This is a genomic window from Cognataquiflexum aquatile (assembly GCF_003316845.1).
In the GTDB taxonomy this organism is placed as follows: domain Bacteria; phylum Bacteroidota; class Bacteroidia; order Cytophagales; family Cyclobacteriaceae; genus Cognataquiflexum; species Cognataquiflexum aquatile.
This window is the reverse complement of the sequence record NZ_QMIK01000004.1, coordinates 516,047-542,385: the sequence shown is the minus strand read 5'-3', so window position 1 is coordinate 542,385 and position 26,339 is coordinate 516,047. Positions and strand designations below refer to the sequence as shown.

General features: G+C 36.3%; 22 protein-coding genes and 1 other RNA gene. 6 read left to right on the top strand and 17 right to left on the bottom strand.

Annotated features, from left to right (window positions below; genetic code table 11):
- Positions 1 to 152: 152 nt before the first annotated feature.
- Complete coding sequence (locus DQW11_RS13880; RefSeq protein WP_113924661.1) at positions 153 to 1,298, top strand: acyltransferase family protein; 1,146 nt, start codon at positions 153 to 155, stop codon at positions 1,296 to 1,298.
- Between the two features lie 56 nt (positions 1,299 to 1,354).
- On the opposite strand, the gene DQW11_RS13875 is transcribed toward DQW11_RS13880, so the two are convergent.
- A complete protein-coding gene (locus tag DQW11_RS13875; RefSeq protein ID WP_113924660.1) occupies positions 1,355 to 1,924 on the bottom strand; it encodes a DUF3109 family protein in 570 nt (189 codons plus the stop codon).
- 529 nt (positions 1,925 to 2,453) lie between these two features.
- On the opposite strand from DQW11_RS13875, the gene rnpB reads away from it, so the two are divergent.
- An RNA gene (rnpB, locus tag DQW11_RS13870) (RNase P RNA component class A) lies at positions 2,454 to 2,860 on the top strand.
- 28 nt (positions 2,861 to 2,888) lie between these two features.
- A complete protein-coding gene (locus DQW11_RS13865) occupies positions 2,889 to 4,046 on the top strand; it encodes a sigma-54-dependent transcriptional regulator (protein ID WP_113924659.1) in 1,158 nt (385 codons plus the stop codon).
- 187 nt (positions 4,047 to 4,233) lie between these two features.
- Here DQW11_RS13865 and DQW11_RS13860 read toward each other — a convergent pair whose 3' ends face one another.
- Positions 4,234 to 5,247 carry an acyl transferase gene (locus DQW11_RS13860; protein WP_394337148.1) on the bottom strand — a complete coding sequence of 338 codons (1,014 nt, stop codon included), beginning with the start codon at positions 5,245 to 5,247 and terminating at the stop codon, positions 4,234 to 4,236.
- A 53-nt stretch (positions 5,248 to 5,300) separates the two neighbouring features.
- Between DQW11_RS13860 and DQW11_RS13855 the strand changes: the two genes are divergently transcribed.
- Positions 5,301 to 5,975, top strand: coding sequence for a hypothetical protein (locus DQW11_RS13855; protein WP_113924658.1), 675 nt, complete (start codon positions 5,301 to 5,303; stop codon positions 5,973 to 5,975).
- 74 nt (positions 5,976 to 6,049) lie between these two features.
- On the opposite strand, the gene DQW11_RS13850 is transcribed toward DQW11_RS13855, so the two are convergent.
- Positions 6,050 to 8,467, bottom strand: a complete 2,418-nt coding sequence (locus DQW11_RS13850) for an alpha-ketoacid dehydrogenase subunit alpha/beta (protein WP_113924657.1) — start codon at positions 8,465 to 8,467, stop codon at positions 6,050 to 6,052.
- Between the two features lie 442 nt (positions 8,468 to 8,909).
- Between DQW11_RS13850 and ald the strand changes: the two genes are divergently transcribed.
- Positions 8,910 to 10,028 (top strand): alanine dehydrogenase, encoded by a 1,119-nt coding sequence (gene ald / locus DQW11_RS13845; protein WP_113924656.1) that lies wholly within the window; start codon positions 8,910 to 8,912, stop codon positions 10,026 to 10,028.
- A gap of 125 nt (positions 10,029 to 10,153) precedes the next feature.
- Here ald and DQW11_RS13840 read toward each other — a convergent pair whose 3' ends face one another.
- Positions 10,154 to 10,306: a deoxyribodipyrimidine photo-lyase gene (locus DQW11_RS13840; protein WP_113924930.1), complete on the bottom strand. Its 153-nt coding sequence runs from the start codon at positions 10,304 to 10,306 to the stop codon at positions 10,154 to 10,156.
- Between the two features lie 50 nt (positions 10,307 to 10,356).
- Here DQW11_RS13840 and DQW11_RS13835 point away from each other — a divergent pair, with 50 nt between their 5' ends.
- Positions 10,357 to 10,626 carry a TIGR03643 family protein gene (locus DQW11_RS13835; protein ID WP_113924655.1) on the top strand — a complete coding sequence of 90 codons (270 nt, stop codon included), beginning with the start codon at positions 10,357 to 10,359 and terminating at the stop codon, positions 10,624 to 10,626.
- Positions 10,627 to 10,642: 16 nt separating this feature from the next.
- Here DQW11_RS13835 and DQW11_RS13830 read toward each other — a convergent pair whose 3' ends face one another.
- The 13 genes from DQW11_RS13830 to DQW11_RS13770 form a co-directional block, all read right to left on the bottom strand.
- Entirely contained in the window at positions 10,643 to 12,553 is a 1,911-nt protein-coding gene (locus DQW11_RS13830; RefSeq protein ID WP_113924654.1) for a polysaccharide biosynthesis protein, read from the bottom strand.
- 393 nt (positions 12,554 to 12,946) lie between these two features.
- The gene (locus DQW11_RS13825; RefSeq protein WP_317047890.1) at positions 12,947 to 13,585 is read right to left on the bottom strand and encodes a sugar transferase; all 639 of its coding nucleotides are present in this window, start codon (positions 13,583 to 13,585) and stop codon (positions 12,947 to 12,949) included.
- The gene (locus tag DQW11_RS13820) at positions 13,582 to 14,709 is read right to left on the bottom strand and encodes a DegT/DnrJ/EryC1/StrS family aminotransferase (RefSeq protein WP_113924652.1); all 1,128 of its coding nucleotides are present in this window, start codon (positions 14,707 to 14,709) and stop codon (positions 13,582 to 13,584) included. Before DQW11_RS13820 ends, DQW11_RS13825 begins: the two co-directional genes overlap by 4 nt.
- A 163-nt stretch (positions 14,710 to 14,872) precedes the next feature.
- Positions 14,873 to 15,937, bottom strand: coding sequence for an MraY family glycosyltransferase (locus DQW11_RS13815; protein WP_317047889.1), 1,065 nt, complete (start codon positions 15,935 to 15,937; stop codon positions 14,873 to 14,875).
- Between the two features lie 195 nt (positions 15,938 to 16,132).
- Positions 16,133 to 17,011, bottom strand: a complete 879-nt coding sequence (gene rfbA / locus DQW11_RS13810; RefSeq protein ID WP_113924650.1) for a glucose-1-phosphate thymidylyltransferase RfbA — start codon at positions 17,009 to 17,011, stop codon at positions 16,133 to 16,135.
- A gap of 104 nt (positions 17,012 to 17,115) precedes the next feature.
- Complete coding sequence (gene wecB, locus DQW11_RS13805; RefSeq protein WP_113924649.1) at positions 17,116 to 18,210, bottom strand: non-hydrolyzing UDP-N-acetylglucosamine 2-epimerase; 1,095 nt, start codon at positions 18,208 to 18,210, stop codon at positions 17,116 to 17,118.
- A gap of 11 nt (positions 18,211 to 18,221) precedes the next feature.
- Positions 18,222 to 19,886, bottom strand: a complete 1,665-nt coding sequence (locus DQW11_RS13800; protein WP_113924929.1) for a capsule assembly Wzi family protein — start codon at positions 19,884 to 19,886, stop codon at positions 18,222 to 18,224.
- A gap of 36 nt (positions 19,887 to 19,922) precedes the next feature.
- Positions 19,923 to 20,579 carry a sugar transferase gene (locus DQW11_RS13795; RefSeq protein ID WP_198669901.1) on the bottom strand — a complete coding sequence of 219 codons (657 nt, stop codon included), beginning with the start codon at positions 20,577 to 20,579 and terminating at the stop codon, positions 19,923 to 19,925.
- 4 nt (positions 20,580 to 20,583) lie between these two features.
- Entirely contained in the window at positions 20,584 to 21,771 is a 1,188-nt protein-coding gene (locus DQW11_RS13790) for a UDP-N-acetylglucosamine 4,6-dehydratase (protein WP_113924648.1), read from the bottom strand.
- Between the two features lie 192 nt (positions 21,772 to 21,963).
- Entirely contained in the window at positions 21,964 to 22,875 is a 912-nt protein-coding gene (locus tag DQW11_RS13785; RefSeq protein WP_113924647.1) for an NAD-dependent epimerase/dehydratase family protein, read from the bottom strand.
- Complete coding sequence (locus DQW11_RS13780) at positions 22,868 to 24,052, bottom strand: glycosyltransferase family 4 protein (RefSeq protein ID WP_113924646.1); 1,185 nt, start codon at positions 24,050 to 24,052, stop codon at positions 22,868 to 22,870. Before DQW11_RS13780 ends, DQW11_RS13785 begins: the two co-directional genes overlap by 8 nt.
- The gene (wecB, locus tag DQW11_RS13775) at positions 24,045 to 25,178 is read right to left on the bottom strand and encodes a non-hydrolyzing UDP-N-acetylglucosamine 2-epimerase (RefSeq protein ID WP_113924645.1); all 1,134 of its coding nucleotides are present in this window, start codon (positions 25,176 to 25,178) and stop codon (positions 24,045 to 24,047) included. The genes DQW11_RS13780 and wecB (DQW11_RS13775) overlap by 8 nt, the downstream gene beginning before the upstream one ends.
- A 38-nt stretch (positions 25,179 to 25,216) precedes the next feature.
- Entirely contained in the window at positions 25,217 to 26,338 is a 1,122-nt protein-coding gene (locus DQW11_RS13770; RefSeq protein WP_113924927.1) for a polysaccharide biosynthesis C-terminal domain-containing protein, read from the bottom strand.
- Between the last annotated feature and the right edge of the window lies 1 nt (position 26,339).

Genomic DNA, 26,339 nt, shown 5'->3' with positions numbered 1-26,339 from the left:
TCCTTCAGTTATAAAATACCTGCCTGACCACATCCACCTTCTTAAGAAGAAAATCCAATATTAAATTATTTTTTCGATAGGGATCAATACTTTCTAAAAAAAATCCATTATGTTTATTTTGATTGAATAATTAATCCCAAAACCCAAAATCTATGACTGCATCACCGATTGGTATTCCAATTCAGGAACGCTATTTAGCTTTAGATGTCCTGCGCGGACTGACCCTCGCTCTGATGGTTGTTGTCAATACTCCTGGAAGTTGGAGCCATCTTTATGCGCCTTTTGCGCATGCCGACTGGCATGGTTTTACTATTACAGACCTTGTTTTTCCAACTTTTCTTTTTGTCGTCGGTAATGCCATGAGCTTCAGTATGAAGAAAATGGAAAAAATGGAACAGGGTGTTTTTTTGAAGAAGGTTTTCAAAAGAGCAGCACTGATTTTTCTTATTGGTTGGGGATTAAATGCCTTTCCTTTCTTTGAATACAATGAATCCGGGGAAATTGTAATGATCAATTGGGCAGAGGTAAGGCTTCTCGGTGTTCTTCAAAGAATAGCCCTTTGTTATCTTTTTGCCTCCCTGATCCTTTTTTATTTTGGAAAAAAAGGGGCAATCCTTTATTGTATCGTCGTCTTGTTTGGCTATTGGGCGGTCCTGTATTTCTTTGGAGATCCTGCTGACCCTTACTCCATGTTGGGCAATTTCGGGTCAAAACTCGATCTTTTGCTCATCGGGGAGCGGAATCTCTATATGGGAGAAGGAGTCCCCTTCGAACCTGAAGGATTGTTAAGTACTTTTTCTTCTGTAGTCAATGTCATTGCGGGTTATTTTGCAGGAAAATTGATCCAACAAATTGGGAATAACATCAAAACAGTCAAATCCTTGTTTTTTGGAGGATTGATTCTGATCGTTCTTTGCCTGATTTGGGATTTGGTTTTTCCAATCAACAAAAAATTATGGACAAGTTCTTATGTACTCTTGACTGTAGGACTTGATTTATTCCTGATAGGAACTTTGATTATGGTTATTGAAGTCTGGAAAAAAAGAAACTGGACATACCCTTTTGAAGTTTTTGGCAGAAATCCATTGATCCTTTATGTCCTTTCCGGTGTCGTGATTACCATATTCTACTCCATTGAAATAGGAGGTGAAAGCCTAAAAGGTATCATCTATGAAGCTGCTTATACAAGTTGGCTTTCTGATAAAACCGCTTCTCTACTATTTGCCGTCTCATACATGATTTTGATTTGGTTGATCGGATATTGGATGGACAGGAAAAAAATCTACATCAAGGTATAAAATTGTAAATAGAAGGTTTCAATTTTCAAATGTTTTAAGGTTATTCAACCTTCAAATTAGGTATTGCCTTCTATTTCGGCGACCAGTTCAGCATACCATTCAGGACCAAATTTCCTGATCAGGGCATCTTTCAGAAATTTATAAACCGGAACTCCCAAACTGCTACCCAAGGTACATGCTGCGCTGCATATATCCCATCTGTCGTAATTTAGGGCTTCAAATTCGTCATATTTCTTGATCCTGATAGGATAAAGATGGCAACTGATCGGCTTTTTAAAATCGGTTTTTCCATCCAAATACGCCTGCTCGATACCACATTTCAGAATTCCCCGGTCATCATACAAGGCGTAGGCACATTCCCTGTTTTCGCCGATGGTCGGTGTACCTTTGTCGCCGTCTTTGTCAATGACCCAAGTACCTTGGGATTCGGTTGCAGCTCTTCCTTCTTCAGTAATGTATCCTTTGATAATGGGGTACAATTCTTCCAAAATAATTGTCTCTTCATCTTCCAAAGGAGCCCCTGCGTCACCTTCCACACAGCACGCACCCTTACACTTTTCCAAATCACAGACAAAAAACTGTTCCTTGATATCATCACTGATCACGGCATTTCCTACTAAAATCATTTCATCGCTATTTTGACTACAAAGAAACAAAGAAGGAAATTCAAAGACTTAAAAAATCCAATCTTTATTGGCTTGCATCCTAAAGGAGGTTTTACCTGTGGTTTAAAAAAAAGAACCGTCCCATATTAATGGAACGGCTCAACCCAGCACTATGAAGAAAAGCTATTTAAGCCTTTAGAGTACAAACACAGGACAATTACTATTGTTTAAATTTTTTTATTTTTTTTTAAAATCTGAATTCAAAACCGGCAGATATCATCCTTGGAAGTCCTAACCTGATTCCCTGAGGTCTCCTTGAAACCATATAGCGCTCGTCTGTCAGGTTTTTCCTTTGAGGTTAAATGTGGAATCCAACTAAATCCAAATAAGAGAAAAGCACATTTCCATATTAACTTTTTATGATTCAATTTCAATAATGGTTTAAATCAATTGGTAAAAAGATTTCACTGCTATTCAATATTGAATTTTTCAAACCAAATAGCAGCTTGAATCCGTAGGATAAGATTGGAGAAATTAACTTAATTTGCACTGTGCAAGCCGACTTGTCGCTGTTCTTAAGGTAAAACTTTGGAAAAGAGGAAAGTCCGGGCAACGCAGAGCGCCATACTTCCTAACAGGAAGGGGTCAGGCCGGAGACAGCTTGGCAACAGACAGTGCCACAGAAAAAATACCGCCTTCATCCAGATGGAGGTAAGGGTGAAAAGGTGGAGTAAGAGCCCACCGCTTTCTCAGTGATGAGAGAGGCAAGGCAAACCTTATGGGTTGAAAGATCAAATAGGTCCCGCGATGAAACCTGGTTTCATAAAAGGCTGCTCGTCTTTATGCGGGATGGGTAGATCGATTGAACCTGATTGTGAAGTCAGGTCTAGATAGATGGCAAGAGATTCATCCATCAAGGATGTTGAACAGAACCCGGCTTACAGGCTTGCACTTTTTTATTGTAATTTAAATCAAAAAGTCAATTATGTCCAAAATCCTAATCATTGATGATGAAAAAATCATCCGATCCACATTGAGAGAAATACTTGAATATGAAAAATATGAAATTTCAGAAGCTCAGGATGGGGAACAAGGCCTGAAAATGATGAGGGACGAAGATTTTGATCTTGTACTTTGTGATATTAAAATGCCCAAAATGGATGGTATTGAGGTGTTGGAAAAGGCAGGAGAGTTGGACAAATCTCCCCAATTTATCATGATTTCTGCCCACGGTTCAATTGAAACGGCGGTAGAGGCTACAAAAAAAGGAGCATTTGATTTTATCCCAAAACCCCCTGATCTAAACAGACTTTTACTGACAGTACGGAATGCTTTGGATAAAAAGAATTTGGTTTCTGAAACCAAAGTCCTGAAGAAAAAGCTTTCCCAGAAACTTGATATGGTAGGCCATTCACCTGCAATCATGCATGTAAAAGATACCATTGAAAAAGTGGCCCCTACCGATGCGAGAGTTTTGATTACCGGACCAAATGGAACAGGTAAAGAATTGGTGGCCCATTGGCTCCATCAAAAAAGCAACCGGGCGAATGCACCTTTTGTCGCAGTAAACTGTGCCGCAATTCCTTCAGAACTGATAGAAAGTGAACTTTTTGGTCATGAAAAAGGCTCCTTTACTTCGGCAGTAAAACAAAGGATTGGGAAATTTGAGCAAGCCGATACCGGAACGCTTTTTCTTGATGAAATAGGAGACATGAGTCTTTCAGCCCAGTCAAAAGTATTGAGGGCACTACAAGACCATAAAATCACCCGTGTAGGTGGGGACAAGGACATTAAAGTGGATGTCAGGGTACTTGCTGCTACGAATAAAGATCTCAAAAAAGCCATTGAAGAAGGCAATTTCAGAGAAGACCTTTACCACAGGTTAAGTGTGATCCTGATTCAGGTACCTGCATTAAAAGACCGCAAAGAAGATATTCCACTTTTGGTAGAAAAATTCCTGGAAGATGTTGCTACTGAATATGGGACCGCCAAAAAAGAGATTTCAAAAGAGGCGCTTACCAAACTTCAGGAGTTCCCTTGGACAGGCAACATCCGCGAGCTAAGAAATGTAGTTGAAAGATTGATAATCTTGGGTGAAAAAACAATCAGTCTGAGTGACATCAAGAAATATGCTGACTATTAAAGGTCAGCATACTTTTTATCCTTTAATTTCTTTGCTATCCAAAGCTTTGGCGTAAGCAGGACATGGTTTGCTTGATGCACATGCACCTAAAGCCAAAATACCAACTGCCATTACAATAATTGCTGCTTTTCTCATAAATGTTAGAGTTTTAAAATCAAAGATGTTTAATAATAAAATCAATACAAAATTAATTGACCAATAAATTACACCCACGGACTTCGCTGTTGTCAAATCTACCCAAAACCTCAATCTTATTTTCCCCTATTTTTCGTCCCAAATCCTGTGTTTCAATAAAGGCACATGAATGAAAATTTGCCAGGTCAATAACATTGATTCCGCCTTGGGATCTATCTGACCAAGACAATGGGTCATTGGTATCTCTGAGGTAAACGCGCATACAGGGAGGTAAATTGTATATTCCCTCTTCTTTGGAATATGCCTGCGACATGAGTTCTGTCATTCCATATTCTGAATGGATTCTTGATACACGAAACCCTTCCTTTAAGATCTGATGCAATTCCTGCCGGATCATTTCTTTCCTCCTTCCCTTCATCCCTCCCGTCTCCATTACAATAAGGTTTTCATTTTTTGGAAAAAAAACACCGCTTTCAATTAGGTCAAGCAATGCAAATGTGACTCCCAATAACAATACCTTTTCATTAGACAAAGCAAGTTGTGAAAGCTTTGAAATAAGTTCTTCATGATTATACAGGTAAAAACCTGAATGCTTGGATTCTGATTGGGAAATAAACCATTCTGCCATATTCACCAACGAACTGCCTTTCCTTTCAAGGTAAGCGGGCAATAAAGCAAGCACATGGAAATCCTTGATGCTGCCATATTCCGTTTCAAAAAGCTGTAGTGAATGTTTCCTGTAAAACTCCTCTGACCAAAAATAATGCTTGCTTGTAATACTTCCCGTGGTACCACTGCTTGAGAAAAATCCGGGAAAATTATCTTTGCGTCCTGAAATAACCTGGTGGTTTTTAAAAAAACCTATTGGCAAAAAGGGAATGTCCTCAATGAATTTAACTTTTGAATTAATTAAACCCCTTGCTTGCACATATTGACGGTATATGTAATTGTTTTCAATCTGGAAACTGTATAGCTCTAAGGCTGATTGCTCAAAGTCAATTGAATTGGAATCCAAAATTCTTTCGCCAAAACTTTTAAAATACTTGATCGTTTCAATATTAGTCATTCAAAACTTAAGATATTTTGACCTCGTAGAATTTCTTGTAAATTTACATCAGCATGAGCAATGTAAAAAACTATCTGATTTTATTATCCATCATTTTCGTTTCAGGGGCCTGTATTTCACCGCCGGACAATTTCCCTTCAACACCTGAAATTTCATTCAAGGATTTGAATTTTTCGACTACGGATGGTGCTGACTCACTTATACTTTCCATCAATTTCAAGGATGCTGAAGGAGATCTAGGTTTAAACCCAAGTGACGTTGATCCCCCCTTTAATCCTGTCACTTTTATCAGAGACCAATTCGGAAACCTAATTGTTTATAGTAAAAGGCCTCCTGAGGCCCCATCATATAACCCTATAGATTGGGTAATCAACCCAATTGTTAATAATACTGTAGTCAGGGATACTGTTTGGGTTGAGCAAAATGAGGATCACAACAATATCTTTGTCCGCTTTTTCATTAAAAGAAATGGCGTATACACGGAGTTTAAATGGGAAGATTCTCCTTTTTTCACCACTTTCAATGGTAGGTTTCCTAGGATTATCAATGGAACAGAGGCCCTTCCCGTTGAGGGTAATATCCAATATTCGATGCTTTCATTTGGCTGGAATTCCATTTTCAGAAATGATACCTTGAGGATTGATGTTGAAATTCAAGACAGGGCTTTGAACAGAAGCAATTTGGTATCTAGTCCCGAAGTGACTTTAAACCAAATTAAGAGAAACTGAAAAGAATTTTATCCCAGAGAATAAACAAAAAGGTCTCCATTTCAATTTGGAGACCTTTTTTATTTGAATCAAAGTTAAAATATTTTCGGGAATCTTTGGGAATCTGAATCATGCATCAAAGCATATACTTTTTCGACCACATCATCTACAGATGGTTTTGAAAAATAATCTCCATCCGATGAATAAGCCGGCCTATGGGCTTTCCCAGCCAATGTTGCAGGTTCTACATCCAGGTAATAATATCCTTTTTGTTCCTCTATTACTTGTTGCATCATGTATGCTGTAGCACCTCCCGGGACATCTTCATCTGTGAACAGAATTTTATTTGTCTTTTTGAGGGATTCGACAATCCTGTGATTGATATCAAAAGGCAACAAAGTTTGAACGTCAATCACCTCAATATCAATACCCATTTGATGTAAATCTTCGGATGCCTCCATTACAATTTTGCACATAGATCCATAGGTGACTACAGTCAGGTCCTTTCCTTCTTTTATCACTTCAGGTTGCCCCAATGCAACTTTAAACTCACCGATGTTGGAAGGCATTTTTTCCTTTAACCTGTATCCATTGAGGCATTCAATAACCAACGCAGGTTCATCTGCTGCCATCAGCGAATTGTACATACCGGCAGCCTGGGTCATATCTCGGGGTACACAAACCAACATTCCTCTTAAAGAATGTAAAATCATTCCAATTGGAGAACCGGCATGCCAAACCCCCTCTAACCTATGACCTCTTGTCCTTACGATTAAAGGTGCTTTTTGTCCACCTTTTGTTCTGTATTGAAGGCAGGCGAGGTCGTCTGCCAACGTCATCAACGCATAATAGATGTAATCCAAATATTGGATTTCTGCCATTGGTCTAAGCCCTCTCAGCGCGGCGCCTACCCCTTGGCCAATAATTGTGCATTCTCTGATACCGGTATCTGTAACTCTCAGCTCGCCATATTTGGATTGAAGTCCGGCAAAGGCTTGGTTAACATCGCCTATTTTTCCTACATCTTCTCCAAAAGCAAAAAATCTGGGTTCATTTTTTAGGTGATGGTCAAAACATGCCTGCAATATTTCTCTGCCGTCTACTACCGAAACATCTGCCGGATATTCCGCTGCAACAGGCGCAATATTTTCTGCCCTCCATGGGGAATGGCTGTATAGATGAGAATTATACCTGTCCTCATTCAGTTTTTGCTGGTGGGAATACCACAGTAACAAGGCCTCTCTTGAAGGGGAATTTTCACTTTTTGTAGCCCATAGCGCTCTTCTGACAGTGCTGATGACATCTTTTCGGATAGGGTTCAAGGCTTTTGAAAGCTCATCGCTTAGCTGTTCAAGCAAAACTGCTTCCTGAGTGGTTTTTGACAAACCCTGCAATAATGAAACGGCTTCTTGCAGTTCAGTCTTTATTTCTCCTGAAAAAGCCTTCCAAGCAATCTCCTTCTGGCTTTTTACAAAGGCTTTGGATTCTTGGTCAATCAAATCAAGTTCTTCACCGGATATCTCTCCGGTTTGGATTAGGTATTCTCTGAACTTGAGGATACAATCATTTTCTTTTTCCCAATCCAGCCTTTCTTTTGTTTTGTATCTTTCGTGTGAACCTGAAGTAGAGTGTCCTTGTGGTTGGGTTACCTCTATCACATGTATAATTACAGGCACATGCTCTTCTCTCGCAATTCGGGAAGCATTTTCAAAAGCCCTATCCAAACCTTCATAGTCCCAACCTTTTACTACAAATATTTCAAAGCCTTTTTGGTCATCATTTCGCTGAAATCCTCTCAGGATTTCTGAAATGCTCCCTTTTGTGGTGTGAAATTCATTAGGGACTGAAATTCCATAACCATCATCCCATATGGATACTACCATTGGAACCTGCAAAACCCCTGCAGCATTGATGGTTTCGAAAAACATCCCTTCTGAAGTAGATGCATTGCCGATTGTTCCCCAAGCCACTTCATTTCCATGATTACTAAACTGGCTTAAATCCTTGAGTACCTCACTTTCCCTAAACAACTTAGATGCATAGGCCAATCCAAGTAATTTGGGCATTTGACCGGCTGTAGGTGAAATATCAGCCGAGGAATTCTTCATTGAAATCAGATCTTTCCAGGAACCGTCGGTATTCAGGGACCTGGTTGCGAAGTGGCCATTCATCAACCTTCCTGCAGATGCAGGTTCAAGGCTGACATCAGTGTGCGCATAAAGTTGGGCAAAATATTCCCGGACTGTCAACTCACCGATCGCAAACATGAAAGTTTGGTCCCTGTAGTATCCCGCACGAAAATCTCCATTTTGAAAATGCCTAGCCATAGCGATTTGAGCAAGCTCTTTGCCGTCGCCAAAAATCCCAAATTTTGCTTTGCCCATAAATACCTCTTTTCTTCCCATCAAAGACGCTTGACGGCTTTCCTGGGCAATTCTGTATTCTTTGAGCAAAGACTCTTTATTTAACACGTTGGTGCTTTTCTGTTTGGAGAATGTTACCACTTCATTCATTTTTTATAATCTAAAAGCCAATTGGGTTTATTTCACTTCAAACGCAAGTATTCCAAAAATAAAGAAAATTGACATTTTTACAAATTTAAAAACAGAATAATTTCGATTAATTTCAATAAATAATTTTGATTAATGATCTTAAAAACACGAAATACAATATATTATTCTTATTTTTTATAATTTGCAACCAAAATAAATTATAAAACATAAAAACCACAGATTAAATTATCAGCCAAATCAGTTTATATAAAACTCTCAAAATTTTTTGCTTCAAAAATATATTTTTTGAAATAATATTAAGAATAAACATAAATTTTGAAACAATATTTTAAAAATCAACCATTTTCTTATGACAATCAAAATAATTGAATGGATTATGGTTTTTAATAGGTGCCTGATATTATCTTTGGGTTTGTGATTAAAAAACCCAAATTTTAACAATATGATAATCGGTACTCCAAAAGAAATTAAGAATAATGAAAACAGGGTTGCTTTGACTCCGGCAGGTGCTAAAGAGTTGGTAAAAAGGGGCCATCAGGTTTTTGTCCAACATTCAGCCGGAATTGGCAGTGGTTTTAGTAATGATGAATATATATCGGCGGGTGCAACAATCCTACCAACTATAGAGGAGGTTTATGCCATTGCAGATATGATTATCAAGGTAAAGGAACCGATTGAACCCGAATATAAGCTTATTAAGGAAAATCAATTATTGTTCACTTACTTTCATTTTGCGTCCTATGAGCCGCTTACCAAAGCAATGGTACAAAGCAAGGCAACTTGTCTGGCATATGAGACAGTAGAAAAGAAGGACAGAAGCCTTCCTTTATTGATCCCCATGTCAGAAGTTGCGGGAAGAATGGCCATCCAAAAAGGCGCTAATTATCTTGAGAAACCACTTCAGGGCAGAGGAATTCTTCTAGGTGGTGTTCCAGGAGTTTTACCTGCCAAAGTATTGATTTTGGGTGGTGGAATTGTCGGAACACAAGCAGCTTGGATGGCTGCGGGACTGGGTGCTGACGTTACGATTATGGATGTATCACTCGCAAGAATGCGCTACTTGGCAGATGTCATGCCTGCAAATGTCAAAACGATGATGTCAAATGAATACAATATCCGGGAGATGATCAAGCATGCTGATTTGGTCGTGGGCGCAGTATTGATTCCAGGTGCTAAAGCTCCGCATCTCATCACCAGGGACATGCTCAAAATCATGAAACCGGGAACAGTGCTGGTGGATGTGGCGGTAGACCAAGGTGGCTGCATAGAAACATGCAAACCAACCACACATGAAAACCCAACTTATATCATTGATGATGTTGTTCACTACTGCGTTGCCAATATGCCGGGAGCTGTTCCTTATACTTCCACTTTGGCACTTACCAATGCAACACTTCCCTATGCGATTCAATTAGCAGATAAAGGTTGGAAGAAAGCTGCCCAACAGAATCCTGATCTTGTACCTGGATTGAATGTAATCAATGGAGAAATCGTCTATAAAGCTGTTGCTGAAGCTTTTAACATGGATTACGTTCCTGTTGAAAAGTATTTGGCCGACTAACAAAAAATATTGTCTCAAAAAGCCCACTTTTTTCCAAGTGGGCTTTTTTTTTAATCCCATTTCACATTTCTCTCGAAGGCAGGGTATGAACTTTTAAAACTTTGATAGAATGGTTTCTCACATCCTCATCTTGATGTGATTTCCAAATCAAACACCAATTTAGGTTCAAAAATATAAACCAACAATACCGGCAGATCGCTTTCCAAGGCTGATTTCAAAGGAAAATGGTCCATTGTCCTAATATCCCTTTTAAACCAAACCACATTGATTTTTTCCATTTTATTCCAAACATTAGATATCCAACATTGTTTGGAATAAAAAGCCAAAGATGGAATCAATTGACACGGACAGGATTATTGAAATGGCATGGGAAGATCGGACTCCTTTTGAAGCTATTAAAAAGCAATTTGGGATTCAGGAGCAAGATGTCATTATCCTGATGAGAAAAGAACTAAAAACATCCTCTTTTCACCTTTGGAGAAAAAGAGTGACAGGTCGAAAAACAAAGCATGCAAAAAAATATGGAATCGATGCAGAGAAATTCAAATGCGACCTTCAAAGGACAATTACTCAAAATAAAATAAGCAAAAGGCGATAATCAAAATTCAAAAATTTCAATTTAACCTATCCAATACTTCAAATCTTGAAGAGTTGCTTTTATACTCAGGAATCATTGATTTTAAATGGAATACAAGGTCATTTTCAGAATTCTTCCCAATCAGACTTTCAAAAATTTCAATCTGACCTTCGATTTTGTAAAAATGGACAGAAGAGACTTGAGCTATTTTAATTTTTGGATGATGCGTAAATTTGACAACTTCAGAGTCATTGAGAAGTTCTTCAAATAGCTTTTCTCCTTCCCTCAAACCTGAATAAACAATTTTTATATCCTCTCCGACCTTTTTGCCACTTAACCTAATCATATTGATGGCCAAGTCAACAATTTTGATAGGTTCGCCCATATCGAACACATAAATCTCACCCCCGTTCCCCATAAAACCAGCCTCAAGGACCAATTGACACGCCTCAGGAATGGTCATAAAATACCTTGTAATGTCAGGATGGGTAACTGTAATCGGTCCACCTTTTTGGATCTGCTTTTTAAATAGAGGGACAACAGAACCATTAGAACCAAGCACATTTCCAAACCGCGTAGTGATAAACTTTGTATGGGAATTGTTGTGGTGGGTTTCCAAATAGGTATTTAATGCCTGAACATACATTTCAGCGGCTCTTTTGGTAGCCCCCATGACATTCGTTGGATTGACAGCCTTGTCAGTACTGACCAAAACAAACTTTTCAACACTGTGCAAAACCGATAAGTCTGCCAAAATTTTTGTTCCTAGAATATTGCTCTTGATGGCCTGCTCAGGATAATTTTCTATCATAGGCACATGTTTATAGGCAGCTGCATGGAATACTACATCAGGATTATATTTTTTAAAAACGTTTTTCATGGTAGTATAATCACGGATATCTGCCAGTATAGCCATGTGGGGAGTAATCATGCCCGATTCTCTAAACTCAAAATCCAAATCATACAATGCTGATTCAGAGAAATCCAGGAGAATCAATAGTCTCGGATTATAAAACATTATTTGTCGACAAAGCTCGCTACCAATGGAGCCGGCAGCCCCTGTCACCAACACTACTTTATTGGCAAGCTCTTCTTTGATTTTTGGATTTTCCAATGAAATCTGTTGTCTACCGAGCAAATCCTCAATTTTAAGATCTCGGATAGCTTCAGTGTTTAGCCCCCTATTTATCCATTGGTTGATCGGAGGTACAATAGAAACGTGGATATTGTATTTGTAACATTCATCAATGATTTCTTTTTTCCGTTGGACGGATAAATCCTTGACTGCAATGATCAATTCAGATACTTTCTGAGATTCAGCCAAATATTTAAGTTGGTCCAGACCTTTGAAGATTTTCTTCCCACCTATGATTTTCCCCTCTTTTTTGGGATCGTCATCAAAAAATGCAGAAATCGTGAGATTTGATTTACTGTCTCTTTTTATTACATCAAGAGCTATGATTCCAGCTTCACTTGCGCCAAAAATTACCCCTACTTTAACATTATTGGGTGTAAATCCACTTTTCAGATAAATAAATGACTCTTTGACCAAAAACCTGTATAAGATCAATAAAAACAGGGACGTTAAAGAGGCAATAATTAAAACGGAGTTTGGGATTATATAAGTACTTGATATAAAAAGTTCAAAAACAAAATTGACGACCAAGATAATCGAAAAACCAATGGCAATGGTTTTGAATATATTGACACTGTCCTTTAATCCCGTGTGCCTGACTATTCCCTTATAACTTTTCGTTGCCAACATCACAATGAATACCAAACAGGAAAAAATCAAACTTCCCAAAACAGCATTGCTATTATTAACTAATTCCAAATCAAAATTAAACCTTACCAAATAAGCGAAGAACGTTGATTGAAATAAAACAACAGAGTCCAAGGTAATGATAATCCATCTCGGAAGGATTCTTAAATCTTTCAAAAAGTTCATTTTTAGAGTCGATTAGATTGTGGGAAATTCAATTTATACAAATTTTAGTTGATAGGGCTTGTTTCAAATATATCATTGATTTTTACAAAAAATAACTTTTTATAGTACTATTTTTAAGTCAAAAAAAAACATACAATTTTCCTGATGTAGGCTTCATTTTTGGCTATAGGTAATTGATTCTAACTTTTTCTATTTTAAAAAAAAATAATTGTTTCCGAAACAAAAACTGTGATTGAACATCAAATTAAACAAATGGTTCATTGATTAATTATTTTTAATTTCTTCTATTCTAAAAAATTAAGACATATTCCAATACTCAAAAGCAGGTTTTGGAAAGTTGCGAAAAACAAAAAAAGACCAATTTAATGGTAAGAGAAAAGCAAAAGAAAAAAATTATTTTAAGTCATCTATTTTGGTCCCCTCAAATTTTGGCATAGTCACATGACCTTTTTGATTCACTCCTTCTGATCTGAAAACTTTAAAAAATGTGATCCATAATATTTTCAAATCCATTTTTAGGGAAAGGTTTTTCACATAATAAACGTCATATTCAAATTTATTTTCCCATGATAATGAATTTCTTCCATTTATCTGAGCCAGGCCTGTGATACCTGGTCTAACCAAATGTCTCTGTGCCTGGTTGGAATTGTAAAGAGGCAGATATTCTTCTAACAGTGGCCTTGGACCAACCAAACTCATATCACCTTTTAAGACATTCCACAACTGAGGAATCTCATCTATAGATGTTTTTCTAATAATCTTTCCAAAACCTTTCAATCTCTGCTCATCAGGTAAGAGATTCCCATAGGCATCCAAGGCATTACTCATTGTCTTAAATTTAACCACTCTAAAAACTTTCCCATGTAGACCAGGTCTATTTTGAAAGAAAAATGGGTTATTCCAGTTAATAACTGCAAGTAAAATTGAAACAAAAATAATTATTGGAAAAAATAAGATCAATAAGAAAAAACTTGCCAGGAAATCAATTAATCTTTTTAGGTACAAAGAATACATAGTACTATTGAATTTCAAGAATACATTCTTTTTATCACGCCGATTATCCTTTCCTGATCTTCAATTGAAAGATTTTCACTGCTTGGCAGACATATTCCTTTTTGGAATAAATCTTCTGAACAGCCCCCGCCATAAAATGTTGATTCCTTGAATACAGGTTGAAGGTGAAGGGGGTTCCAAAGATATCTAGTCTCTATATTTTCCTTCAAAAGAGTTTGCCTGACATCTTCATTTGAAAACCCTGTCACGGATTGATTCACTAAAAACGTAGATAGCCATCTATTAGAAAAATATCCGTCCGGTTCAAGAATTGTGGTAAAACCATCAAAATCCTTTAATAAATTTTGATAATTTTCGAATACTTGTCTCCTCAAAGCAATTTTTTTGTCCAAATTCAAAAATTGGGCAAGTCCAATTCCCGCGGACATATTATTCATCCGATAATTATAACCGATTTCTTTGTGCACATAATACTTATACACTTCGCGGGCTTGAACAGCAAGATACTTTGACTTTTCAATGGCCTCAAAATTTGCAGAAATCAATGCTCCACCAGAGCCAGTGGTTATGATTTTGTTCCCATTGAAAGAAAAAACACCATAATCACCAAATGTTCCACACGCTTTTCCTTCTATTGACGATCCTAAAGCCTCTGCAGCATCCTCAATTACCGGAATTTCATATTTTTGGGATATACCGAGAATCTCTTCATATCTGGCCGGCATACCAAACAAGTCCACCACGATAATGGCCTTTGGCTTTTTCCCTTTTTTAATTCTGTCAAGAATAGCCTCCTCTAAAATTTCAGGACAAATATTCCATGTAGTTGGCTCGCTGTCAATGAAAACAGGCTTAGCACCAAGATAGATAACAGGATTAGCCGAGGCACAGAAGGTAAATGATTGGCATAAAACCTCATCACCACTACCGACCCCAATCATCTTCAATGCCAAATGGATGGCAGAGGTGCCTGAATTCTTTAGGGCGACATTATATTTTCCGAGTCTGTTTTTTATTTGATCCTCAAAATCATTGATATAATTACCAGCTGTTGAAATTTGTTTTGATTCTATCGCATGAAAGACGAAATCATTTTCATTTCCATCAAAAACAGGTACAGAGAGTGGAATGTGTTTTAGCATTTTTACCAGAATGAAACAAAAAACAAATCTATATTAAAGTTTGATTAATCAAAACGACAAAATAAAGCTGTCTTGAAATGCTATCAAAATTACTGTCAATGGCCAAAAAAAGAAAAAGCACCGAAAACTGGCATTTCAGAGCTTTTTTAAAATTTACTTTTTATCAGTTATCACTAATGTTTACCTTGTCCAACACCTCGCCTTGAATTGTAGGCTTTTGGTAGATTTTCCTTTTTGACCTTTTTGACAAAATTGGAGGAGCTTTTTTGTATATTTTTTTCACCCTCTTCAATGTGAGAGAATCCAATCTCAATCCTAAAACCACGGCAAGACTAATAACAAGAGGAAGCATCACATGGTCATTGAAATTTGATCCCAAAAATATCAATGAAATAAATCCAAGTTTAATAAATACAAGAGTTAAGGTCACCTGATCATGCCTGAGTCCCATTCTCAAAAGAAAATGGTGAACGTGACTTTTATCGGGCGCCATAGGTGACTTTCCTTTTAACATCCTTTTGATAAATATCCTTGAAGTGTCATAGATTGGAATAATCAACAGCGCAACTCCTGAAGCTATTGGCGCATTAAATTTCCATCCTTCATAATTTGCCATTGTACCATTTTTATCAATAAAAAGAATGGTAAGAACAGCCAACGCAAAACCAAGACTCAATGAACCTGTATCACCCATAAAAATTTTTGCCGGATGCCAGTTATAAACCAAGAAAGAAAGAATTGATCCGACCAAAATAAAAGAAAACACTGAATAACTCGTGAGGTCCGCCTCTATAAACCACCACCCGAGGAATAAAAAAGTAACCAGACTGATGGAACCAGCCAATCCATCCAATCCATCAATAAGATTAAATGAGTTTGTAAGTACCAAAATAGTAAAAATTGAAATTACATAACTTACCCAAATGGGAATATCATAAACTCCAAAGAAACCATAAAGGCCAGTCAATCTTATGTCAGACATTACAACTACCAGATACGCAGCGATAAATTGACCTGCCAACTTTTGAAATGCACTCATGTTAACCATATCGTCCCGAAGACCAACAAAAAACATAAGTCCAAATGCTGCAAGTAAAAACCTGATTTCCATGATTAATTGGGAATCCAGCCATGCCAAAACCGCAACAAAAGTTGATAAAACAAATGCAATACCTCCCATGGATGGAATGAACCCGTTATGGATTTTTCTTCCGCCAGGACTATCCATAAGTTCCATTTTTTTCAAAAATAAAATCACTATGGGCGTGAGTAAAAACCCTACTAGAAACGCTGTGCTAATTGCCAGAAAAATTACCATAAAAATATATTTTTATAAATCTAAGAACAATCAACTAAAATTCAAATTTTAATTTTGGGAATTTTTACTAATATAAATCAAACCAAAATGTATCTGCATGGGATATTAATTTCCTTTGATTTTCCTGAATAGGTATTCACCATATTCATTTTTCCTCAAATTTTGAGCCAATTCCCTCAATTTCTCAGTATTAATAAATCCCATATCGAACGCGATCTCTTCCAGGCAGGCAACCTTTAATCCCTGTCGTTTTTCAATGGTATGGATAAAATTGGAGGCTTCCAGCATGGATTCATGGGTACCAGTGTCCAACCAAGCAAAACCCCTGCCCATTAATTCAACTTTAAGATCTCCATTCGCTAAGTATTCTTGATTAACTGTGGTGATCTCCAATTCTCCTCTATTGCTTGGTTTGATATGCTTGGCAATGTTTACCACCGAATTTGGATAAAAATATAAACCAACAACGGCATAATTGCTTTTAGGAAAATCCGGCTTTTCCTCAATACTTACAGCATCTCCCTCTTTTGTAAATTCAACAACGCCATACCGTTGGGGATCTTGGACATAATATCCAAAAACTGTAGCTTTTTTATCTTTTTCAACAGTTTCAACAGAGCTTTTGAGTAACTGAGTAAACCCTTGTCCATAAAATATATTGTCCCCAAGGACAAGACATACCGAATCGGTCCCAATAAATTCCTCTCCAATAATGAATGCCTGTGCCAATCCATCAGGTGAGGGTTGTTCAGCATACGTCAATTGAAGCCCCAAATCTGAACCATCACCGAACAACTTGATAAAATTTGGAAGATCATGTGGCGTGCTGATGATTAAAATTTCTCTGATTCCTGCCAACATCAAAACTGACATGGGATAGTAAATCATTGGTTTGTCATAAATCGCAAGCAGTTGCTTTGAAGTTCCTTTTGTAATCGGATAAAGTCGGGTGCCAGATCCCCCGGCAAGTATTATTCCTTTCATAAGCCAAAATTAAAAATTTTTGTCAAACTATTCTAAAAAGCAAATCCCCAACTGGCATGTTTAGCCAATTGGGGATAGAAGTTGATTAAATGGGAATAAAGAAATTAGCTATATAATTGAATTAATTTATCAACAATTCTTCCTGCTGATTTGCCATCCCACATAGGAATACCTTTATAAGGCTTCCAATTCCCGGACAATAAATTAATCAAGTATGGCTTAAATTTTTCAGGATTTGTCCCTACAAGTTCATTTGTGCCTAGTTCTATTGTTTCTGGTCTTTCTGTGGTTTCTCTCAGAGTCAGACAAGGGATATTCATTACTGATGCCTCTTCGGTAACACCTCCTGAATCGGTAATTACACCCTTAGATTGTTCGACAAGATAATTGAACTCCAAGTATGTCAATGGTTCTATCATCCTTAGCCTTTCATAATTTATTGCTATTTTTTTAAGGTTTAGAGCAGTCCTTGGATGAACAGGAAAAATGATGGGAAAATCAGCCGTATTTTCAAGTATGGTTTCAATAATTGCTTTTAATTGAGTTTCATTATCTACATTGGAAGGCCGATGCAATGTCAACATTATAAAATTTCCTTTTTTCAAATCCTCAAATTGGGAACCTCGAGGTTTAAAAAACCTCTTTTTATTTAAATACAGAGTATCTATCATCGTGTTTCCAACAAAATGAATCCTCTCCTCTTCAACCCCAACATTTCGAAGGTTGATATTGGCGATTTCAGATGTGGTGAAAAAATGATCTGTAATGCTATCAGTGACAATTCTGTTTATTTCCTCAGGCATGGACATATCTCCTGACCTTATACCTCCTTCTACATGGATAACATCAATATTGAGTTTTTTTGCAACAATAGAACAGGCTAGTGTTGAGGTTACATCTCCAACCAATAATACAAAAGTGGGCCTATTTTGCATTAACTCTTTTTCAAAAGCAACCATAATCGCCGCAGTTTGCTCGGCTTGTGTGCCTCCCCCTGCTTCTAAATTGGTATCGGGTTCAGGAATATTCAATTGTTCAAAAAAGTCCCCGGACATCTTCTTGTCATAATGCTGACCTGTGTGAACAAGCCTAAATTGAATATCTATTCCTTTTGCTTGACTTTTCTTTATTGCACTGATTATCGGTGCAATTTTCATGAAATTTGGCCTAGCGCCCGCAACTAAAGTGATTTTTATCAATGGACCCTGGCTTATTTATTGAACAAATAAATTAAACTGACTTGGGAATGAACTGAAAATAAATTTTCCCCTTTTGGAAAATCGGGAGTGCTATTTGGGTTTAACTGCCATTGATAGTTAATTCCGTTGATTAACTGAAGTTTTGACCGTAGTAGCAGATTATTCCATTGTTTGTCAAAAAGGAATCCGATGCTCAAGTCTATCCAAGGTTTGCGGTCTGTATTATTGAATCCTGATCGATAATAAAAATCCTGATGGTTCTCCAACCTTTCAAACAAAATGCCATACTTGTTTAAATTTTCTACGACTGCAAATTCGAATGTTTGCACGTTTGAACCAACCCCAATTCCAACTCCCAAAGCCTGTCCATGGTTTGCAAAAGCTCTTGAGGGAGTATGTGTATGCCAAGTAAGACCTCCATATTCACCCAAATATCTGATATATCTGTTAATTGATTCTTGTTGATGAGTCATTTCTGCTCTGATTTGGAGAAATCTATTGGATTTGCTCAAAGTAATTAGCTTCTTGAACCCCATTAGATAAGCTCTTGCATGTTCCGGGTTGAGTATAAATTCTCTCCAATTTAATGCATGGTCTCTTCTTCCAAACTCAGCATAAAATTCAAATTTGCTTTTCGGGATAATAAATCTAAATGAAACACTAATTTGTTGACTTGCTCCATCACTATCAAATTCAACTGAATTTCCGTCTTCAAAAAATTGTTCTTTAGTAACTCCCATAAATACTGGAAAAAAGTCCAAAAATGAATTCCCCATTTTTTCTCTATACACTTGAAATGTACGGTTGAATCCAAAAAATAATCCAGGAACCCATTTGGGATTGTATGTAATTGCCAAGGCATTGACATATTTCCAATCTCCTGAAAAAGGGGCAAAATATGCTGTGTTTAGGTCAGGATGTTGCGAAGGTTCAAATCCTGAATCATCAATTCTACCACTGAGTAATTGTCCTTCAAAATTTCCTAAAAATGTTTTTGCGGGTTTAATAGTATTCAAGGTCAGATGCGCAAAACCTTGAGGGTTATTAGAAAAAATAAGGGAATTAAACTGACCGGGACCCCAACCTATGTTTTGGGTTGCTGCTCCAAATTCAAAAGCACCAAACTCAAAAGAAATTTTTGATTGCCCCCACCAGAATTTTGAATATCCTCCGCTACCATATCTTTCCGGATAATCGCCATTGTTCCAATATAAATACCTTGCTAAGTTTACAGTTCTAGAAAAATCAGAAGGATATCCAAACCAAGTTTTATTAGAAGCCAAAACTATCTCGGGTTGGAATTGAAGTTTAATAAATTTCCATTTTGAATATATTCCTCCTGTAAAATATTGTTGTAAACCCACATTCGGAATCATTCCAAAATCTCCCCATCCATAAGGTCTATTGGAGTTAAATTGAGTGGTACTCAGTAACGGTAAAATTACAAAAGTAAATTCAGGGTTATTTATATTTGATGTGTCTGAAAAAGGATAATTCTCTTGAAATTGAAGTGGCCTTAATTGAAACGAAGCGTTCGAAGTTGAAAAATCAGCTAATTGATTTCTTCGTAAATTCTCTTCAAGAACAGGGAAATTTACAGGCAGGGATTGTCCTATAATTCCTTGCAAAAAGAGAATATTAATTAATAAACTTAAGCCAAGAGGTTTAAGTTTCAATTTAAATAGGACTTTGAGTAAAGATACCTTCACAAGTTATCTCAAATTATTTTCAGGCAAATCTTTAAACCATTTCTCATAAATGGTAGATTTTGGAAAAAGAATTACCCAAATGGTTAAAAAAATCAAAGTTAGGTCAAGACCAAAGCTTTTATTTTTTTTGTACCATACTTCCAATTTTCCTTTGTAGGGAGCTATATCTTCCTCATAACACTGTAAATGAGGTTTTGGTGATTTTGCCAAAATACTTTCTTCATCACGGAAAACTATGCTTCCTATTCCTGTAAGTCCTGGTTTTAAATCCTTAATTTCTTTCTGAATATCTTTTGGATAAAATCCAAAAGTCCGGGGAGTCAAGGGTCTCGGACCAACAACACTGATATCGCCAAGAACAATATTGAGCAACTGCGGTAATTCGTTAATTTTAGTTTTTCTAAGAAATCTACCCACGGGTAAAACTCTTGGATCATTGCCCATAGTCACATCTCCACCAGACATATTTGGGCTGTTTTCCAACATAGTAGCAAACTTTAGTAGCCCGAAGTTTCCCCCCCCATGACCTACCCGCTGTTGGATATAAAATATTTTACCTTCTCCTGTTAGTCTCAAAATTATTGCAAGTGGAATCAGTAATGGGGATAAAATTAAAGTTAAAATTCCGGAAGAAATTAAGTCAAAAGCTCTTTTCAGCATTAGATTACATTTTGTTGTCTAAAAACTTACCTGTTTCCTTATGGTTAAAATTTGGAATTAATTCATTAAACAAATCCACTATTTGTGATTTTTCCCACTTTTTTGAATTTTTCATTTTACCAATTTCTAAGTTGAATTTTTCAAGCAAGACATCATCATATATTGGATCGTTTTTTATGATACCCAAATTTTCGAATCTTTCCATGTTCAAGGTTTCGTGTTCAGTAAAAAACTCTTCAAAATCTTTTTCACCGGTAGTATCGCTTTTAAAGAAATAACAAGGATACATTCCTTTTGACTTTAGTTCTTCAACAGAATTTCTAGCCTCATCCTCAGAAGAGCATTGGTAGGCTTCATATCCTAACTGTTCTAGATACCTAATTGCAATCTCTGCAAAAGTAATCAAGTGTAATTTTTCGCTTAATTTCGGAAAAAAAATGTCCCGGTTTTCACCAAAAATGGTAGACATTAGACATAATTCGCCGGATTCCTGAGGCGTAACGAAATACCTTTTAATGTCATTTGGCGCCGCAATAGGTTGACTTTTCTGAATTCTTTGATTAAATCCATGAAGCAAACTTCCATCAGAAAATGCCACATTTGCAAAACGCGCGGTAGAAATTTTAATTTGCTTGCTCTTGCGCATCAAAAACATTTCCATAATCCGTTTGGAAGCACCCATCATGTTTACAGGATTTGCGGCCTTATCTGTTGAAACGCAAAAATATTTTTTTGCTCCTGTGTCAATCGCCTTTTGTAAAGTACTTTCTGTATTAAAAATATTTACATTTACTAATCTCATCAATGTAAACTCATCCTTCTCACTTCGAACATGTTTTAATGCCGATAGATTTAAAATATAATCATAAGGTCCTTCTTTGTCAAACATCGCTTCAAACTCGACGCTTCCACAATCTAAAGCAAAAGTCCTGAAATCCCCGTCAATATACCCAAAAGAACTTCGAATATCCCGAACAGTTTCAACCATATTATTTTCACTAATATCTACAATATGTAATTTTCTGGGTTTACGTTTAAATATTTCTTTTGTAACAGCTGTACCAATAGAACCAGCTCCGCCTATCACTAAAAAGCTACTGTTACCAACAACTTCAAGCAAATCTTTTTCATGTTGCTGAATGTCATTTTCAAAAAGCAAGGAATCCCTTCCAATTAATTTTAAAATATTCATATATCTTACTGTTTTTTCATTTATTTAAATAAAAGAAAGTATTTGAGTTAGAACTTTATTTATCAAATAAAATAACTTTCCCTAAATTAATTTCAATTTAGTTGCTTTTCAATTAGCATTTGAAACAATAATTTGAAAAAAAAATCAAAAGCAAATTATCTTTTAAAATTTAAACTTAAACCTATTTGACACTTATTGATTAACATTTTTAGTTATTTTGAAATAATCTAAGGTATTCCTTGGTTTCCAATTTAATTCATTTCTGGCTCGAACGTCATTAAATGTTAAATCATTAGCCATCTTCGAATATAAACTAGAATTGAATGGGAATTTGGGAAGCTTATCACCAATAAAGCAAAATGCTATAGCCAAAAAAGAAGGTAAATTTATGGGCAAACTAACTCCAAGTTGATTCACAATTACTTTTTCAATTTCTTTAAATGAAGGATGGACTCCGTCAGTCAAGTTATAAATCCCATTTTTACCAATATTTTCCTTTATACAATTGGCAATATCCTCGCCCAACACCAAACTTCTTCTCGCCCTTCCTTTATTGATACTAAAATATTTACCCCTTTTTATTCCAAGAATCATTTTTCCCAAGTTTCCGGGAGGGTTCTCCCCAACGATTAAAGGAAGTCTAAATATCAGGACAGGAATTTGATTTTTAGTCCCCCAATTGACTACTAGTTCCTCTGCTTGAATTTTACTTAGTGCGTATGGGGTATTTCCTTTCAATGGATATTGCTCGTCTATCATGCTACCAATTTCTTGACCATATACAGCAACTGTACTGATAAACACCAATTGATTTAATATGGCACCTGACCTATCAATACCCTCTAAGAGATGTTTCGTCCCTGCAACATTAATTTTAAAGAATTCATTTTCTTGCTCTAAGTTTCTAGGAACAACATGGGCTTTTCCTGCATTGTGAATTATGATTTTTGTGGTAGGTGGAATTTTAGGAATATCAACGGACAGATCACAAACTATCAAATTATCAGCAGATTTTCCTAAGGAAGTAGTGCGCCCTTCAAATCCTGAAACCAATATCTTCCCGAGAAATCCCGTTCCCCCTGTAACAAGAACGTCATTAAACATTTTGTAAAATGTTTTTCATTTTTTCCATAAAATGGCCATATGTATATTGGTCTTCTGAAAGTTTCCGGATTTTAATTCTATCAATTTTTGAAATTGAATCTTTGGAAATACTTGACAGTACACTTGGAAGTTGATCAAATGAATTTAGAGACCAACCAATTTTATGCGTACTTATTAAAATATCTATTTCGCTATCTTTTGGTCCTATGTACAATATCGGTTTCCCGCAAGCCAAAATATTGTAAGTTTTTGAGGGAACTCCCAACCCATACATCTTTTCTGACAAAGAAATAATTGAAACATCAAATGAATTGATAAAATGTATTTGCTCTTCTCGGGGCTGAGAATCAAAAAGTTTGATATTGGTATATTTTTTTTCTTCAATGATCTTTAGTAATTCATTTTTTACTGCACCTTCACCGATCAAAGTCAATGTGATTTTATCTTTTAATTGGCCAAACTGATTTACCAAAACTTCTAAATTCTGCAGCCTTCCCAAATTCCCAGCAAAAACAAAACTGATACGGTCATCTTTAAAGGAATCAAATTTGTTGCTTTCAATTTGTCTTAATTCCTCTACCTGTCCCCAGTTTTCGACAATTTCTATTCTACGCGATATATCAATTTTTGATCTTACTACTGATAACATATCTCTCCCCAAAACAGTAATAAAATCAAAAGAAGAGTAGGCCATATCAAATGACTTCTTCAGTAATCTATAAATAAAACCATCTTTTAAAAGCCCACCTGCAACCAAATTTTCAGGAAATACATCGTGAACAATCAGAATTATTTTAGATTTTTTGAATTTATTTAGAAAAGAAAAACCCAATAATGCTAGGGCAGGATTAGTTACACAAATAACTTTGTCATTCTTATTTACATTTTTTAAAAAAAAACTTAAAAATTTGACTGATATACCTGTTAGTTTAATCAATCTTTGAAACAAACTGTTTTTATCAAGCCTATAATTTTTAAATCGGATTACCTCTAAACCAGTTAGTTCATCTTTGCCTTTGGAAAGAACGCCATAAGAATTGCCCGATTCAGTTATCACGGTAACATCAAACTCATCAGCTAAGCCTTTAGCTAGCTCGGTAAGAATATAGCCAGTTGATGTTTGATCAGGGTAGAAAACCTCCGAAAAAATCCAAACTTTTTGTTTTTTATTATTCACTCCAAACTATTCGTTTTACATAGTCCACATAAGAAATGATAATTCGTACCATTTTAGCGGAAACATTGGGCATACTATAGTCTGATACCTTTCTAAAATTTCTGGTATCCCCTATCTCTTGTTGTTCAAGTTGAACTATACCTTGAATAATCCTTTCGGTATTCATTCCAACCATCATTACGGATGCTTCTTCCATGGCTTCTGGCCTTTCATGAGCATCACGAATATTTAAAGCTCTAAAGTTAAGAATTGAAGATTCTTCCGAAATAGTGCCACTGTCAGATAAAACAGCAAATGAATTCATCTGCAAAGCATTATAATCAATAAAACCTAGTGGCTTCAATAATTGAATTAATGGATGAGTTTGAATTCCTTTAGATTCAATCATTTTTCTGGTTCTTGGGTGGGTACTTACAATTATTGGAAATTGGTATTTATCAGCCAAAAGATTGAGGCTTTCTATCAATCCTTTGAAGTTTTTTTCGCTGTTTATATTTTCTTCCCTATGCGAGGAAACCACAAAAAATTCACCTTTTTTAAGCTCAAGTCGGTCAAGAACATCCGAATCTTTTATTCTCTGCAAATGAAAATTTAAAACCTCATACATCGGTGAACCTGTCTTGATAATACGGTCAGCTGAAAGTCCTTCCCTAAGCAGATATTCTCTTGCTATGTCACTGTAAGTAAGGTTGATGTCAGAAATATGATCAACGATTTTTCGGTTGGTTTCTTCAGGCACCCTTTGGTCAAAGCACCTATTTCCGGCTTCCATATGAAAGATGGGAATATGTCTCTTTTTTGCAGGAATGGCACAAAGGCAGCTGTTGGTATCTCCCAACACCAAAAATGCATCGGGCTTCAAAGATTCCAATAATGGATCAATTTTGATTAAAATTTGGCCAACTGTTTCTGTAGGAGTTTTACCCGCAGCATCCAAAAAATAATCCGGCTTTCTTATCTGAAGATCCTCAAAGAAAATCTGGTTCAATTCATAATCATAATTTTGACCTGTATGTACCAAAACATGATCAATTGCTTCTGACACATCTAAAGCAGTCAGGACCCTTGAAAGTCGGATAATTTCCGGTCGCGTACCTACCACTGTCATTACTTTAATTTTTTTCATTTTTGATTATTCATGATAAATATTGAAATCATTCAAGTTTAAACATTTACAAAAAAAGTATCAGGATCCTTTGGGTCATAGTGCTCGTTTATCCAAAAGATAGTCAGCAATTCTTCCTCACCTATATTTTTTATATTGTGTGTGTGCCAAATCGGCATGTCCACGTATGACGGTTCTGTACCATCCAAATAGAAATCAAATATTTTCTCAGTTCCAATTTTTCTCATTTGGATTAATGCCTTCCCTTTAATTACAGCAAATCTCTCAATCTTTCTGGTATGAAAATGATTGCCTCTAGTCACACCCCGAACTGTCGTAGAATAAGAAACCTGTCCCCCAATTCCTAATCGGATGACTTCAACAAATGCACCTCTAGGATCCCTATGTTGCGTAAATTGGCGGGGAAAGTAATTTTCTATATCCATGTAACACCTAAAGGTGTTAAAGAGGTTATATTCAAATCTGCTTCTCAAACATGGAATTTCCCCGTGTTCTTGATATTGGGTTTTAAATTTTTGGAACAATTCTAGTATTTCTGATACTTTCGCTTCTGATGAATGTCCAATATGGCAGGAAGGTTCATCCTTTTGGTTTCTAATTGCATCTAAAATAACATCCACCAACTCTCCGACATAAATCAATTTTAAATCTCCATCAATTTCGATTTTTGGTGTTTCGTTTCTACTTACCTGATGGGCAAAAGTCGCCACCACAGAATTGTAAAATGGGCTTCCAAATGGCCCAAAAACATTTGGAATTATCAATCCTGTAAAAATGGCATTGTTCTTCTTTGCCCAATTAACCAAAAGTTCCCTTCCGGCTTTTTTTGATTTTCCATATAAGTTATCCTTCTCCTCTTGTGTTGAAGATGAAATCAAAACATGTGGCTTGGTTTCTGTTCTTTCGAAGGATCTTATGAGTTTCTCAACAAGATTGGTATTGGTTGAATAAATAACCTCAGGATCATTGTGCCTATTTAGTGCCGCCAAATGAACTACGACATCGCATTTTTGTACAAATGAATCAAGGAGACCTTCATCCAAAAAAAATTCCCGATTAAATTCAATCCTTTCAAATTCCTCAGGGAACAATCCAAGAGTATTGTAAAGGTGAGTTCCGACAAACCCATTTTGACCGGTTATTCCAATTTTCAAAGTCATG